The organism is Polaribacter vadi (assembly GCF_018861005.1).
In the GTDB taxonomy this organism is placed as follows: domain Bacteria; phylum Bacteroidota; class Bacteroidia; order Flavobacteriales; family Flavobacteriaceae; genus Polaribacter; species Polaribacter vadi_A.
This window is the reverse complement of sequence record NZ_JAHKQL010000015.1, coordinates 88,413-102,793: the sequence shown is the minus strand read 5'-3', so window position 1 is coordinate 102,793 and position 14,381 is coordinate 88,413. Positions and strand designations below refer to the sequence as shown.

Here is a 14,381-nt window from a genome sequence, read left to right as displayed (position 1 = left end):
CCAAGCAAAAGCTCAGGATTTTAATATTTATCTAACAATAATACTGCTTACATTTCTAATGCTCTTGCAGGATTACCATCCATTAACAATTCAACTGGATTTTCTAAAGCTTCTTTTACAGCTACTAAGAAACCAACAGATTCTCTACCATCTACAATCCTGTGATCGTAAGATAAAGCAACATACATAATTGGCTGAATAACAATTCCTCCATTTACAGCCATTGGTCTGTTTACAATGTTGTGCATTCCTAAAATTCCACTTTGTGGTGGGTTGATAATTGGTGTAGATAACATAGAACCAAATACACCACCATTTGTGATTGTAAATGTACCTCCTGTCATTTCATCAATAGTAATTTGCCCATCTCTAGCTCTTAAAGCTAAACGTTTTACTTCACTTTCTACACCTCTAAAAGATAAGTTTTCTGCATTTCTAATTACAGGTACCATTAATCCTTTAGGACCAGAAACTGCAATAGAAATATCTTGAAAATCGTGTTTTATTTGGAAATCCCCATCAATCATAGAATTAACATCTGGAAATAATTTTAATGCTCTAACTACTGCTAAAGTAAAGAAAGACATAAAGCCTAAACCAACTCCGTGTTTTTCTTTAAAAGCTACTTTAAACTCATTACGTAAATCGAAAATTGGTTGCATATTAACCTCGTTAAACGTAGTTAACATTGCAGTTTCGCTTTTTACAGCTACTAAACGTTGCGCAACTTTTCTACGTAACATAGACATTTTCTTACGCTCTGTACCTCTAGAACCATTTGCTGGTTGAGTACCCATAGAAGGTACTGCTTTTACAGCATCTTCTTTAGTAATTCTGCCATCTTTACCTGTACCTTTTACTGCAGATGAAGCAATTCCTTTTTCTGCTAATACTTTTTTAGCTGCAGGAGAAGCTGTACCAGTAGCGTAAGTTGCTGCTTTTGGAGCTGCTACTTCTGGTTTTTTCTCTTCTTTTGGAGCTTCTTCTTTTGGTGCAGATGCCTCACTACCTTCTGGTTTTGCAGCAGATGTATCTATTAAACAAACCACAGCACCTACAGCAACAGCATCACCTTCTTCTGCTTGTAAAGTGATAATACCACTTTCTTCTGCAGGCAATTCTAAAGTTGCTTTGTCAGAATCTACTTCTGCAATTGGTTGATCTTTTTCTACGTAGTCTCCATCTTCAACTAACCAAGTTGCAATTTCTACTTCTGTAATCGATTCTCCTGGAGAAGGAACTTTCATTTCTAAGACACTCATCAGTTCTGGTTTTACTTTATGCTGAATTTAATCAGCTATTTTAATTTAATTTTTCGTTTTATTATTTGGGCGTTTTAACAGGCTTTACACTATATCTTTTTTACTTTGTTCTCGACACAAAATTTCTGAAAAAGAAATTTTACTTGAACTGATAGTAAAAAAGGATGTCGTTTCTATCCTTAACGCATTTATTCATTACTAAAAACACTATCTATTACTGCTCTATGACGCTTTTTAAAACGTGTACTAGAACCTGCAGCTGGTACTGCATAATATTTACGAGAGCGAACACTTAAGTTCTTTAACTCAAAACGTTGTAACATATAACTCCAAGCACCCATATTTCTAGGCTCTTCTTGTGCCCAAATATATTCTGTAACATTTGGATATCTGTCTATTATTTTCTGAATTTTCTCTTCATGTAAAGGGAATAATTGCTCTATTCTAATTAAAGCAACATCATCTCTTTGTAACTCTTCCCTTTCTGCTAATAAATCGTAATAGAATTTACCCATACAGAACACCATTTTTTTAACTCCATCAGTATTTAAAGTATCATCTATAACCTCTTGGAATTCGCCATTTGCTAATTCTTGTATTGTATTTACAGCTTTTGGATGACGTAATAAACTTTTTGGTGTAAATACAATTAAAGGTTTTCTATAATTACGTTTCATTTGACGACGTAATAAATGATAGAAATTTGCAGGTGTTGTACAGTTTGCAACTGTCATGTTATCTTCTGCACATAATTGTAAATAACGCTCTATTCTTGCAGACGAGTGCTCAGAACCTTGCCCTTCATAACCATGAGGTAATAAAACAACAATTCCGTTTTGAGCTTTCCATTTATCTTCTGCAGCAGAAATATATTGATCGAACATTATCTGTGCTCCATTAGAAAAATCTCCAAACTGAGCTTCCCAAATTGTTAATGTATTAGGGTTACCCATTGCATAACCATAATCGAAACCTAAAACCCCATATTCAGATAATAACGAGTTGTAAATCGTCATTTTACCTTTACTATTAGGGTTAATATTTAGTAGGTTTATTCTTTCTTCAGAAACTTCATCTCTTAAAATAGCATGTCTGTGAGAAAAAGTACCTCTTTCTACATCTTGCCCAGAAATACGAATATTAAAACCTTCTTCCATTAAAGAACCGTAAGCCAAGTTTTCTGCCATTCCCCAATCTAATTCATTGGTTTCGAATGCCATTTTTGCTCTACCTTGTAAGATTCTTTCTGCTTTTCTAACAAAATTAGCTCCTTCTGGCACAGTAGAAACTATTTTTGCAATATTATTTAAGTTTTCTTCTGAATAAGAGGTATCTAAAGTAGTAAGCATAGCACCTTTTTCTTGACGCTCAAAACCTTTCCAAGTAGATTCCATAAATTCTTTAACCTTAGAAGTTGTATCTTCTTTAGATTTATCGAACTCAGTATTCAGCATTTCTTTAAACTCATTAGTAATAGAAGTTAAATAACTTTTATCTATACTACCTTCTTCAATTAATTGCGAAGCATAAATATCTTTCGGATTTTTATGCTTTGAAATTGCTTTGTATAATTTTGGTTGTGTAAAACGAGGTTCATCACCTTCATTATGCCCATATTTACGATATCCTAATAAATCTATAAAAACATCGGCTTCAAATCGCATTCTAAATTCTAAAGCCATTTCCATTGCATGACAAACAGCTTCAGTATCATCTGCATTTACGTGTAAAACTGGCGATAAAGTTACTTTACCAACATCTGTACAATATGTACTTGAACGCGCATCTAAATAATTGGTTGTAAAACCTATTTGGTTATTTACAACAATATGTACAGTTCCTCCTGTTTTATAACCATTTAATTTTGCCATTTGAACCACTTCATAAGCAATTCCTTGACCTGCAATTGCAGCATCTCCATGTATTATGATTGGTAATATCTTACTTGAATCACCATCATATTTTCTATCGATTTTAGCTCTTGTAATTCCTTCTGCTACAGCTGCAACAGTTTCTAAGTGCGATGGATTTGGCACTAAGTTCATTTTAATCTCATTACCATCTCTATAAGTTTTACTTAAAGTTAAACCTAAATGATATTTTACATCTCCATCTATATCTTCATCTTCAAAATCTTTACCTTCAAATTCGCTAAAAAGTTCTCTTACTGGTTTTTTAAAGATATTTACTAATGTGTTTAAACGCCCTCTATGAGCCATACCTAATACACATTCTTTTACACCAAATTTTTCTGCTGCATCTCTTAACATTACAGCAATACCTGGTATTAAAGTTTCTCCACCTTCTAAAGAAAAACGTTTTTGCCCTACATACTTTGTTTGCAAAAAGCTTTCAAAAGTTACTGCTTGATTTAATTTACCTAAAATGTATTTTTTAGCTTCTGTGCTATAATCTGGATGGTTATCATTTTTATTTAAACGATCATTCCACCATTTCAATTTTTCTGGATTACGCATGTAAGTGTATTCTACACCAATAGAATCACAATAAATACTTTTTAAATTATCTATAATATTAGATAGCGATGTTTTACCCAAACCAAGAATATCTCCTGCAGAAAACTCAATCTCTAAATCGTTTTCGGACAAACCAAAATTTTCGATATCTAAAGTAGGTTGATATTGTCTTCTATCTCTAACAGGATTAGTTTTTGTAAATAAATGACCTCTAGTTCTATACCCATTAATTAAGTCTACAACTAAAAATTCTTTACGAACTTCTTGAGGTATTTCTACAGATTCTTCTTCATCAGTTAATGAGTAATTTTCATTTGCTAAATCATATCCTTGAAAAAAACTTCTCCAACTTGGTTCAACTGAATCTGGATTGATTAAATATTTGTCATATAAATCAGCTATAAAGCCTGTATGTACTGCGTTTAAAAACGAAAATTTATCCATATTATAGTTTATGCTTTTTTAATAAGCTATCATGACTCACAAAAATACAATAAATGTTAAAAACTATGTTTTTTTCTGCAATAAAAAAATTAAATGTTTTTTTTTATTTTTTTTACAAAAGTATTTGGCAATATTAGAAAAAGATATATATTTGCACTCGCTAATCACAAAATAAGTGAAGCAAACTCCTCCTTAGCTCAGTTGGTTAGAGCATCTGACTGTTAATCAGAGGGTCCTTGGTTCGAGCCCAAGAGGGGGAGCTTAAAAAAAGCCTTATCAAAAATGATAAGGCTTTTTTGTTTTTAGTAATTGTATCTATTTCTAGATTTTCAATTTATTTAATATCAAAAAAAACATATCAATCTTTTTTTCAAGCATTTAACCTGTTTTTTGCATCAAAAACACAACTAATTAACTTTAAAAAACAGGGATTATTTATTCTTTTAACTGCTTTTAACCTTACATTATTAAATACAATTAAGTAAATAAACGAGTTATTATATAAACTTGTATAAATTCTATTTTTAGTAAATAAAGGCTTAAGAAAAGTATATCCAAATTTAGTTTTGATATACTTTTTAAATTCTTTGCACTTAAAAAATATTTACTATAAAGTAGGAATTAGGTTTAACAATCAAGTTTTATCATAAAAAATAATGGTATTTTTTTACCCTTTTTTTTAAAAAAAGAAAAAAGTTGGTTTTTCAATACCTGCAGATGTAACTTTTACTGGGTTTTCAAAACCTAGAATAGAAAAAATTATATATACCAATATCTTCTGTAAAACAACTAACCTATGATATTAGACAATCTAGAACAAAACTACAACTAGATCAAATAGAAAATAAGGCTTTTACATACCACAAACCTTTATTTTAAATGGACGACTAAATATCAGAGAATCATCTATCAACTTAAAAAAAGTTTAATAATTCTTTATTCTACTTTAATATTCCTTTTTTTTGACTTGTGCTTAAACCATTTGTAATAAAAACTTTTGTTAAAAAAAGTAAGCTATGGATTACAGATTAGACACATAGAAAAATAAAACTCATTTCAAATCATGACATTTTAGATGTTTCGCATATCACCTCATCTAATCCTTCAGTACTTACAAAGTAGCCTTACACCAAAAATTATCCCCAAAATAAGGCTTCTCCTTTTAAGTAAATTATTTACAGGAAACGTTTATCCAGATGTAGGTAGTACTAAGCCAATGGTAAACGTTTGTAATCGAGTAAGTTTATTGTACATTTACAATTATGGAAAATAAACTGTGTTTAGAATGCCAAACGCCTGTAAAAGGAAGAATAGACAAAAAATTTTGTTCTGATTATTGCAGAAACTCTTACAATAATAAAGTAAATAAAGACAGTAAAAATCTTATTAGAAATATTAATAATAGACTTAGAAAAAATCACAAAATCTTATCAGAATTAAACGTTTCTGGTAAAACCAAAGTAACCAGAACAAAACTTTACAATAATGGTTTCGATTTTAATTTCTTTACATCGATCTATAAAACAAAAACAGGTAACACCTATTTTTACATTTATGATCAAGGTTATTTAGCACTAGATAACGAACTGTTTTTGTTAATTAAAAAAGAATCTTAACACTACTTCCAAGTATTACCTTTTACAATAATAGCTGCTTTTAAAACATCTTTTTGACTTAATTGACCAATTAATTTACCATTATCTATAACAGGAAATCTTCTTCTGTGAGAAGATATAAATTTAAAAGCCGCATCAAAAATATTCATGTCTTTGTCTATAGTATCTACATCTGTAACCATATATTTACCTACAGTATTATTAGTATCAGAAGGCATGTTATAATATTTACTCTCAGAAATATGTTTAATACAATCTGTTTCAGAAATAATACCAATTAACTCATTTTTATCATTTACAACTGGCCCTCCAGAAATTTTATATTTAATTAATTGACTTATTACTACATCTAAAGAATCTTCTGCTTTAAAAGTTACTAATTTTTTTGTCATATAATCAGAAACTAAAATTTGAGACTCTTCATTTCCTTGACTTGTATCTCTTTTTCCTTGAAAGCTTTTAATACCCATAATAAGTTAGTTTTAAGTTGTTTTTAAATTTACAGAAATTTCTGTTCTATTTTAACATTTGTACAAAGTTTTTTTTATTTAGTACTTTTATAAAAATTGAACAACCAAATGAAAAGATTATCATCAGTCTTATCTGTACTCATACTTTTAGCTGTTATTTATTGGAGTTTTTATGATTTAAAACCATCTTTAGATAATGAAAAAATAAGTTTAGTAACTAAGTTTTCTAAAAATAATGCGCTACATCATCTAAAAAATATTAGTCAGAATACACATTTTGTAGGTACAAAAGAACATAAAAATGTTCAGAACTACATAGTAAACGTGTTGCAAAAAATGGGTTTAGAAACCGAAATACAAACCCAAACCACCATTAATAAAAAATGGATGGCAACAACAACAACAGAAAACATTATAGCAAAAATAAAAGGTACTGAAAACGGAAAAGCTTTACTACTTTTAACTCATTACGATTCTAGCCCCCATTCTTCTAAAGGCGCAAGCGATGCTGGTTCTGGAGTAGTAACTATTTTAGAAGGTATTAGGGCTTTTTTAGCAAATAATAAATCGCACAAAAACGATATAATTATTCTAATTTCTGATGCTGAAGAACTGGGTTTGTTAGGAGCACAAGCTTTTATTGATAATCATAAATGGGCAAAAGATGTTGGTTTAGTTTTAAACTTTGAAGCAAGAGGAAGTGGAGGTCCTAGTTATATGTTAATGGAAACAAATGGAAAAAACAGTAAATTATTAACTGAATTTTTAGCTGCCAAACCTAATTTTCCTGTAGCAAATTCTTTAATGTATAGCATTTATAAGAAATTACCTAATGATACAGATTTAACCGTTTTTAGAGAAGATGCCAATATAAATGGATTCAATTTTGCTTTTATTGATGATCATTTCGATTATCATACAACACAAGACACTTATGAAAGGCTAGACAGAGAAACCCTCTTACACCAAGCAGATTACTTAATGCAATCGCTTAATTACTTTTCCAATTCTGATTTAGAAAACCTAAATTCTGATGAAGATTTAGTTTATGTTAATTTTCCTTTTATAAAAATGTTAACCTATCCTTTTGCATGGGTTACACCAATGTTAATAATTGCAGTTGTTATTTTTATTCTACTTTTAATCTACGGATTTTCATCAAAAAAAATAACAATAAAAGGTAGTTTAATGGGCTTTATTCCTTTTTTAATTTCTATTGTTATATGTGGTGTAATTTCATTTTATGGCTGGCAACTTATAGAGACTATTCACCCTCATTATAAAGACATTTTACATGGTTTTACTTACAATGGCTACACTTATATTTTTGCTTTTGTATTTTTAAACCTAACCATCTTACTCATCGTTTACAAATTATTTAAAAAACAGAAAAAAACAAGAGATTTACTCATTGCTCCAATATTTATATGGCTAATTATCAACCTTTTTATTAGTAATTATTTAAAAGGTGCTGGTTTTTTTATAATTCCTGTATTTATAGCTTTATTCATTTTAGCTATTTCTCTTTTTATGTATTTTGATGATCGCTCAAATCGTATATTATTTACAATTTTATCTATACCCACTATTTACATTTTTTCGCCTATGATACAGATGTTTCCTGTTGGTTTAGGTTTAAAAAATCTTTTTATAAGTGGCATTTTAATCGCCTTAATTTTTGGGTTAATGTCACTTGTTTTTTACAATAAAAAAGCTAAATGGATGTTGAGATTTAGTATAATTCTTACTTTTATTTTCTTCGGATTAGCTTCTTATAATAGTAATTTTTCTGTTGATAATAAAAAACCAAACAGCATTGTTTACATTCAAAATTCTGATGATAAAACTGCATATTTTGGCACTTACAACAATATTTTAGACAACTTTACAAAACAAATTTTTGATAAAACTGCCACAAAAGGAAGTATTAAAAATGCGGAAACTAAAAGCAAATACAACACACGTTTTAAGTATCATAAAAAAACAGATTATAGAAATATTTTACCTTCGGATATTAGCGTAGATATAGATACAATAATTGGTAATAATCGTTTTTTAGAACTAGTTATATCACCTAAAAGAAAAGTGAATAAATTAGAATTTATCACCAAAAATAAAATCACTTTAAAACAATTTAAAGTTAATGATGCTTTGGTTCTAAAAGGGAAAAACTACACTAAAAAAAGCGGAACATTTTTAATTTATCATTTTGCAAATTCTGATGAAGATTTAACAATATCATTTACCATTGATGTAAACCAAGAACTAGATGTTATATTAAATGAGATTTCTTATGATTTGTTAACCAACTCTAACTTCTCTATAAATCCAAGATCCGAAGAAATGATGCCTATGCCTTTTGTTACTAATGATGCTATTATCATCAGTAAAAAATTAAAGTTATAGCCAATTATAAAAGCATAAAAAAAGCGTTTTGAAAAATTCAAAACGCTTTTTTTAATTTTAATTATCAGAAATTAATTACTCAATTTCAGAAACTCTTAAAGTATTTACCATACCTCTAGCTTCTGCTGGCATAGAAGCCAAATTGATAATTAAATCACCAGATTTTACATAACCTTTTTCTTTAGCTATTCTATTTATGTCTTCTACAGTATCATCTGTAGTTAAGTTTTTATCGTAATAATACGCTTTAACTCCCCAAAGTAAATTTAATTTACCTAATATTCTTCTTTCTGTAGAAAAAGCTAAAACGTGTGTTCTAGGTCTCCATGAAGAAATTTGAAATGCTGTATAACCACTATTTGTTAAAGTAGAAATGGCAGCTGCATCTGTATCATTAGCCATCATTGCTGCATGATGACAAATAGATTTTGTTATAAATCTATTGGTTCTAATATGTGGTGCTTCTTGTGGCACTTTTATCATTCTAGAGTTTTCTGTTGCTCTAATAATTTCAGACATTTTTTGAATAACTCTTAATGGATGTTTACCTACAGATGTTTCTCCAGAAAGCATAACAGCATCTGCACCATCCATAATAGAATTGGCAACATCATTTACCTCTGCTCTAGTTGGTACAGAATTATCGATCATTGTTTCCATCATCTGAGTAGCAATAATTACAGGTATTCTTGCTCTTTTTGCTCTTCTAACTAATTTCTTTTGAATTAATGGTACGTCTTGCATTGGTATTTCTACACCTAAATCTCCACGAGCAACCATTAAACCATCACAATAAGGTATTAATGCGTCTAAGTTTTTAACAGCTTCTGGCTTTTCTATTTTTGCAATAACAGGAATTCTATATTCTGAATGTTGTGATATTAAATCGCGTAACATTCTTAAATCTTCTGGATTTCTTACAAAAGATAAAGCAATCCAATCTACTTCTAACCCTATTGCAAAAACAGCATCTTCCATATCTTTTTCTGTTAAAGCAGGTAAAGAAATATCTGTGTTTGGTAAGTTTACACCTTTTTTAGACTTTAAAGGCCCACCAACTAACACTTTAACAACCACTTCATTTTCTTTGTTGGTAGATATTACTTCGAAAAGTAATTTACCATCATCTACTAAAATTTGTTCTCCTGCTTTTACATCTTTAGGAAAACGTTGGTAAGTCATAAAAGCTTTTTCTTTGGTACCAATACACTCATCTGTTGTAAAAGTAAAAGTGTCTCCATCTTTTAATTCTACATCATCTTCCATAACACCAACTCTTAATTTTGGTCCTTGTAAATCTCCTAGAATGGCAATGTTAAATCCGTTTTCTTCATTTATTTCTCTAATTCTATTTACATTTTGTTCTACAATGTCATAGTTTGCATGAGAAAAATTAATTCGAAAAACATTTACACCAGCTATGGCTAGTTCTTTCATTTTCTCTTTAGTATCTATTGCAGGTCCTAAAGTTGCAACTATTTTTGTTTTATTACTGTGTGCCATAATTTCTAAAATATTAAAAAGTCTTTTGATTTTAATTTATTCTTATCTATTATATAAGAAGTAATTACTTGATCTATTGTTTTGATTTTGTTTATAATTTCTTCAACAAAATTATACTGTAAACTACCAGAAATTTTAATAAAAAAATCTACTTTTTTCTTTTCTGGTATTAAATATGTTTTTGTTTCTGATGTTAATAAAAGTTCGTTAGATTCTTTTTGATTTTCTCTTTTAGAGCTATTAGCTATTAAAAACCACTCGAAATCATATTTGTTATTTGAATAATTAAATATTGAAAAAGAAGTTTCATTTTGTTTTTCTTCAAAATTTAAATCTTCTTTAGCTTTATAAAAACTGGTTCCTAACTTTTTATTCAATAGATAGGCTAACTTGAAGTCTTCTAATGCTGTATGAATTCCAATTAATGAATATTCTTCTTCGCATATATCTAAACCTAATGAATGAATTTGCATGAATAGAAACTGGCGTTTATATGTTTTTACAACGCTAATTTACTAATAGTTTATGAGTTTCAATGTTATTTTAACGAAAACGTTATCGTATTTAGCCCTCAGAAATTTGGCTTTGGAAAGCGTAATAAACTCTTTTTGAGGCTTGTTCTTCTGCCTTTTTTTTAGATGTAGCTCTACCTTTTGCAATTTGTTCTCCATCTATACTAACTCGAACACTAAAGTGTTTTACAGGGTCATTACCTGTATCTTCATAAGTGTCAAACTTATACTTTTTCTTTTGTTTTTGGCACCATTCTATAATTAGCCCTTTGTAGCTTGTAATTTTACCTTCTAACCTTTCTATATCAACATAAGGTAATATTACGTTTTCAAAAATAAATTTTTGCGAAAAATTATAGCCTTTATCTAAATAAATTGCACCAACTAAAGCTTCAAAAATATTTCCATGTATATTTTCGCCAACATTGGCTTCATCTACATTACTATTAATGAAACGAATTAAGTCTAAATCTTTACCCAGTTCATTTAAATGTTCTCTACTTACTATTTTAGAGCGCATTTGTGTTAGATAACCCTCTGAACCTGTTGGCACTTTTTTATAAAGATATGCAGCAATTACAGAGCCTAAAATAGAATCTCCTAAAAACTCTAAACGTTCGTAGTTTATAGGATTTCCTTTTTCGTCTGATAACTGTACAGATCTATGTGTAAAAGCTTTTTTGTATTTACTTAAACTTCTTGGTGTAAAATTTAGTAATTCTTTTAATTCGTAGTACAAAGCCCTATCTTCTTTAGCTTTAGGAGGTCTTCTAACTATTTTACGAATTAAATTAATTTTCATTTTTATTCCACCAACTTCTTAAAGGCTACACAAGCATTATGCCCACCAAAACCAAATGTATTACTCATAGCCACCTTAATATCTCTTTTTTGAGCCTTATTAAGCGTAAGATTTAATTCAGGATTAATATTTTCATCAATAGTTGCATGGTTAATAGTAGGAGGAATAATACCATTTTCCATAGCTAAAATAGAAGCTATAGATTCTATTGCACCTGCAGCACCTAATAAATGCCCAGTCATAGATTTGGTAGAATTTATATTGATGTTCTTAGCATGATCTCCAAAAACCTCAGAAATTGCTTTTAATTCAGCAACATCTCCTAAAGGAGTAGAAGTACCATGTGTATTAATATGATCTACATCTTCTGGATTTATTCCAGAATTTTCTAAACAGTTTTTCATTACTGCAATTACACCAATTCCTTCTGGATGTGGGGCTGTCATATGATAAGCATCAGAAGACATACCACCACCTATTACTTCTGCATAAATTTTGGCACCTCTTGCTTTTGCGTGTTCATATTCTTCTAAAATAATAGCACCTGCACCTTCACCTAAAACAAAACCATCTCGTTCTGCATCAAAAGGTCTAGAAGCAGTTTTATAATCATCATTTCTTTCAGATAATGCTTTCATGGCATTAAATCCACCAACACCAGCCTGAGTAACAGCAGCTTCTGAACCACCTGTTACAATAACATCACAATGTCCTAATCTAATGTAATTTAAAGCATCTATCATTGCATTTGCAGAAGATGCACATGCAGAAACTGTAGTATAATTTGGCCCCATAAATCCATTTTTAATAGATATATGACCAGGGGCAATGTCTGCAATCATTTTTGGGATAAAGAAAGGATTAAATCTTGGTGTGCCATCTCCAGCTCCAAAATTCATAGCTTCGTTTTGAAAAGTTTCTAAGCCTCCTATACCTGCTCCCCAAATTACACCAACACGTAATTTGTTAATCTCGTCTAAATTTAATTTAGCATCTTGAATGGCTTCATCAGCAGCTACAACAGCATACTGTGTAAATTTATCCATTCTTCGAGCTTCTTTTCTATCAATAAAATCATTGACTTTGAAACCCTTTAACTCACATGCAAAACGAGTCTTGAACTTGGCAGCATCAAAGTGTGTGATAGGTGCTGCTCCACTAACTCCGTTAATTAAAGCGTTCCAATATTCTTCAATATTATTACCAATTGGCGTTAATGCGCCAAGTCCAGTTACTACAACTCGTTTTAATTGCATATAAATATTACTTTTTTGCTTCTTCTATATAGCTAACTGCTTGACCTACAGTTCCGATGTTTTCTGCTTGGTCATCTGGAATTTGAATATCGAATTCTTTTTCGAATTCCATAATTAACTCAACAGTATCTAAAGAATCTGCTCCTAAATCATTTGTGAAGCTAGCTTCTGTTGTTACTTCGTTATCGTCTACTCCTAATTTGTCTACGATAATAGCTTTTACTCTTGATGCAATGTCTGACATAATTTTTTTGTTTTTTAAAATTTAAATCGGCGCAAAAATACAAATCTTTATATTTATAACTAATATTTGCCCGAAAAATGATTACTAAATGTAAAGAAAAAAAATTAATCTCCTTCAAAAATAATCAATTTGTTAATATTTATTCTTTTTTTTGTAGCTTAGAAATGTAGTTATGAAGCGTATTGTTGTTTTTGCTTCTGGTTCTGGAACGAACGCAGAAAACATTATAAAGTTTTTTAATCATACTAAAACCGCTAAGGTTACTAAATTGTTATGTAACAATGAGCGTGCCAAGGTTTTTGATAGATGTAAAAGACTAAACACTAACTCTTTACACTTTAAAAGGGAAGAGTTTTTTTCTTCGGATTTTATACTTAATATTTTAAAAGAAGAAGCAGATTTTATTGTTTTGGCTGGTTTTTTATGGAAAATTCCTGAAAAAATAATTGATGCTTTTCCTAATAAAATTATAAATATTCATCCTGCTTTATTGCCAAATTATGGTGGAAAAGGAATGTATGGGATGAACGTTCATAGAGCTGTAAAAGAAAATAACGAACCAGAAACTGGTATTACAATTCACTATGTAAATGCAAATTATGATGAAGGTGCTATCATTTTTCAGGCAAAAACGGCTTTAAATGATACAGATACTCCAGAGAAAATTGCAGAAAAGATTCATCTTTTAGAACAACAGTATTTTCCAAAAGTTATAGAAGAAGTAATTTTATCTACAAATGGCTAAAAAAAAGTTTTATGTAGTTTGGAAAGGAAGAAAAACAGGTGTTTTTACTTCTTGGAAAGTTTGTAAAGCTCAAATTGATGGTTTTGATGGTGCTCAATACAAATCTTTTGCTGATTTAGGTGAAGCCGAAAAAGCATTCGAAGGAAAATATGAAGATTATAAAGGTAAAAACACTAAAAAACCCACATTATCTTCTTCTGAAAAAGCCAAATATGGTTCGCCAATTTTAGAGAGTATTTCTGTTGATGCTGCTTGTGCTGGAAATCCTGGTAAAATGGAATATAGAGGTGTTTTTACACACAGTAAAAAAGAAATTTTTAGAAAAGGTCCTTTCCAAAAAGGGACAAATAATATTGGTGAATTTTTAGCATTAGTGCATGGAATTGCGTTATTAAAGAGCAAAAACAAAGAAAATATTCCTATTTATTCTGATTCTAGAATTGCCATGAGTTGGATTAAACAAAAAAAATGCAAAACCAATCTTCATTTTGATACTGCTAACAAAGACTTATTAGACTTGATTAAAAGAGCCGAAAATTGGCTTAAAAACAACTCTTTTAAAAACCCAATTTTAAAATGGGAAACCAAAGCTTGGGGAGAAATTCCTGCGGATTTTGGGAGGAAATAAAATCCCATCCCAACCT

At 29.8% G+C, this 14,381-nt stretch carries 12 protein-coding genes and 1 tRNA gene; 5 read left to right on the top strand and 8 right to left on the bottom strand.

Features of this window, described 5'->3' with window-relative positions:
• Window positions 1-47 precede the first annotated feature (47 nt).
• Both odhB and KO506_RS07460 read right to left on the bottom strand, forming a co-directional pair.
• On the bottom strand, window positions 48-1,262 hold the full coding sequence (odhB, locus tag KO506_RS07465; RefSeq protein WP_215994271.1) for a 2-oxoglutarate dehydrogenase complex dihydrolipoyllysine-residue succinyltransferase: 1,215 nt from the start codon (window positions 1,260-1,262) through the stop codon (window positions 48-50).
• A gap of 188 nt (window positions 1,263-1,450) precedes the next feature.
• Window positions 1,451-4,183 carry a 2-oxoglutarate dehydrogenase E1 component gene (locus tag KO506_RS07460; RefSeq protein ID WP_215994270.1) on the bottom strand — a complete coding sequence of 911 codons (2,733 nt, stop codon included), beginning with the start codon at window positions 4,181-4,183 and terminating at the stop codon, window positions 1,451-1,453.
• A gap of 186 nt (window positions 4,184-4,369) precedes the next feature.
• Here KO506_RS07460 and KO506_RS07455 point away from each other — a divergent pair.
• Window positions 4,370-4,443 (top strand) — tRNA-Asn (locus tag KO506_RS07455).
• Between the two features lie 1,002 nt (window positions 4,444-5,445).
• Window positions 5,446-5,799: a hypothetical protein gene (locus KO506_RS07450; RefSeq protein ID WP_215994269.1), complete on the top strand. Its 354-nt coding sequence runs from the start codon at window positions 5,446-5,448 to the stop codon at window positions 5,797-5,799.
• A 2-nt stretch (window positions 5,800-5,801) separates the two neighbouring features.
• Here the strand turns inward: KO506_RS07450 and KO506_RS07445 are convergent, their stop codons facing one another.
• The gene (locus tag KO506_RS07445; RefSeq protein ID WP_215994268.1) at window positions 5,802-6,269 is read right to left on the bottom strand and encodes a CBS domain-containing protein; all 468 of its coding nucleotides are present in this window, start codon (window positions 6,267-6,269) and stop codon (window positions 5,802-5,804) included.
• Between the two features lie 108 nt (window positions 6,270-6,377).
• Here KO506_RS07445 and KO506_RS07440 point away from each other — a divergent pair, with 108 nt between their 5' ends.
• Window positions 6,378-8,675 carry a M20/M25/M40 family metallo-hydrolase gene (locus tag KO506_RS07440; protein WP_215994267.1) on the top strand — a complete coding sequence of 766 codons (2,298 nt, stop codon included), beginning with the start codon at window positions 6,378-6,380 and terminating at the stop codon, window positions 8,673-8,675.
• Window positions 8,676-8,750: 75 nt separating this feature from the next.
• On the opposite strand, the gene pyk is transcribed toward KO506_RS07440, so the two are convergent.
• From pyk to KO506_RS07415, 5 genes are all read right to left on the bottom strand, one after another.
• A complete protein-coding gene (gene pyk, locus KO506_RS07435; RefSeq protein WP_215994266.1) occupies window positions 8,751-10,178 on the bottom strand; it encodes a pyruvate kinase in 1,428 nt (475 codons plus the stop codon).
• A 5-nt stretch (window positions 10,179-10,183) separates the two neighbouring features.
• Complete coding sequence (locus tag KO506_RS07430; RefSeq protein WP_215994265.1) at window positions 10,184-10,651, bottom strand: IPExxxVDY family protein; 468 nt, start codon at window positions 10,649-10,651, stop codon at window positions 10,184-10,186.
• Between the two features lie 91 nt (window positions 10,652-10,742).
• Window positions 10,743-11,486, bottom strand: coding sequence for a ribonuclease III (gene rnc, locus KO506_RS07425; protein WP_215994419.1), 744 nt, complete (start codon window positions 11,484-11,486; stop codon window positions 10,743-10,745).
• A gap of 8 nt (window positions 11,487-11,494) precedes the next feature.
• On the bottom strand, window positions 11,495-12,748 hold the full coding sequence (gene fabF, locus KO506_RS07420; RefSeq protein ID WP_215994264.1) for a beta-ketoacyl-ACP synthase II: 1,254 nt from the start codon (window positions 12,746-12,748) through the stop codon (window positions 11,495-11,497).
• Window positions 12,749-12,755: 7 nt separating this feature from the next.
• On the bottom strand, window positions 12,756-12,992 hold the full coding sequence (locus KO506_RS07415) for an acyl carrier protein (protein WP_004569249.1): 237 nt from the start codon (window positions 12,990-12,992) through the stop codon (window positions 12,756-12,758).
• A gap of 172 nt (window positions 12,993-13,164) precedes the next feature.
• Here KO506_RS07415 and KO506_RS07410 point away from each other — a divergent pair, with 172 nt between their 5' ends.
• A complete protein-coding gene (locus KO506_RS07410) occupies window positions 13,165-13,737 on the top strand; it encodes a phosphoribosylglycinamide formyltransferase (RefSeq protein WP_215994263.1) in 573 nt (190 codons plus the stop codon).
• Window positions 13,730-14,365 (top strand): ribonuclease H1 domain-containing protein, encoded by a 636-nt coding sequence (locus KO506_RS07405; RefSeq protein WP_215994262.1) that lies wholly within the window; start codon window positions 13,730-13,732, stop codon window positions 14,363-14,365. Before KO506_RS07410 ends, KO506_RS07405 begins: the two co-directional genes overlap by 8 nt.
• Window positions 14,366-14,381: the final 16 nt, after the last annotated feature.

Bases quoted from the DNA above. Each gene is read 5' to 3' on its own strand.
- odhB (WP_215994271.1), bottom strand. From the start codon at position 1,262: ATGAGTGTCTTAGAAATGAAAGTTCCTTCTCCAGGAGAATCGATTACA.
- KO506_RS07460 (WP_215994270.1), bottom strand. From the start codon at position 4,183: ATGGATAAATTTTCGTTTTTAAACGCAGTACATACAGGCTTTATAGCT.
- KO506_RS07450 (WP_215994269.1), top strand. From the start codon at position 5,446: ATGGAAAATAAACTGTGTTTAGAATGCCAAACGCCTGTAAAAGGAAGA.
- KO506_RS07445 (WP_215994268.1), bottom strand. From the start codon at position 6,269: ATGGGTATTAAAAGCTTTCAAGGAAAAAGAGATACAAGTCAAGGAAAT.
- KO506_RS07440 (WP_215994267.1), top strand. From the start codon at position 6,378: ATGAAAAGATTATCATCAGTCTTATCTGTACTCATACTTTTAGCTGTT.
- pyk (WP_215994266.1), bottom strand. From the start codon at position 10,178: ATGGCACACAGTAATAAAACAAAAATAGTTGCAACTTTAGGACCTGCA.
- KO506_RS07430 (WP_215994265.1), bottom strand. From the start codon at position 10,651: ATGCAAATTCATTCATTAGGTTTAGATATATGCGAAGAAGAATATTCA.
- fabF (WP_215994264.1), bottom strand. From the start codon at position 12,748: ATGCAATTAAAACGAGTTGTAGTAACTGGACTTGGCGCATTAACGCCA.
- KO506_RS07415 (WP_004569249.1), bottom strand. From the start codon at position 12,992: ATGTCAGACATTGCATCAAGAGTAAAAGCTATTATCGTAGACAAATTA.
- KO506_RS07410 (WP_215994263.1), top strand. From the start codon at position 13,165: ATGAAGCGTATTGTTGTTTTTGCTTCTGGTTCTGGAACGAACGCAGAA.
- KO506_RS07405 (WP_215994262.1), top strand. From the start codon at position 13,730: ATGGCTAAAAAAAAGTTTTATGTAGTTTGGAAAGGAAGAAAAACAGGT.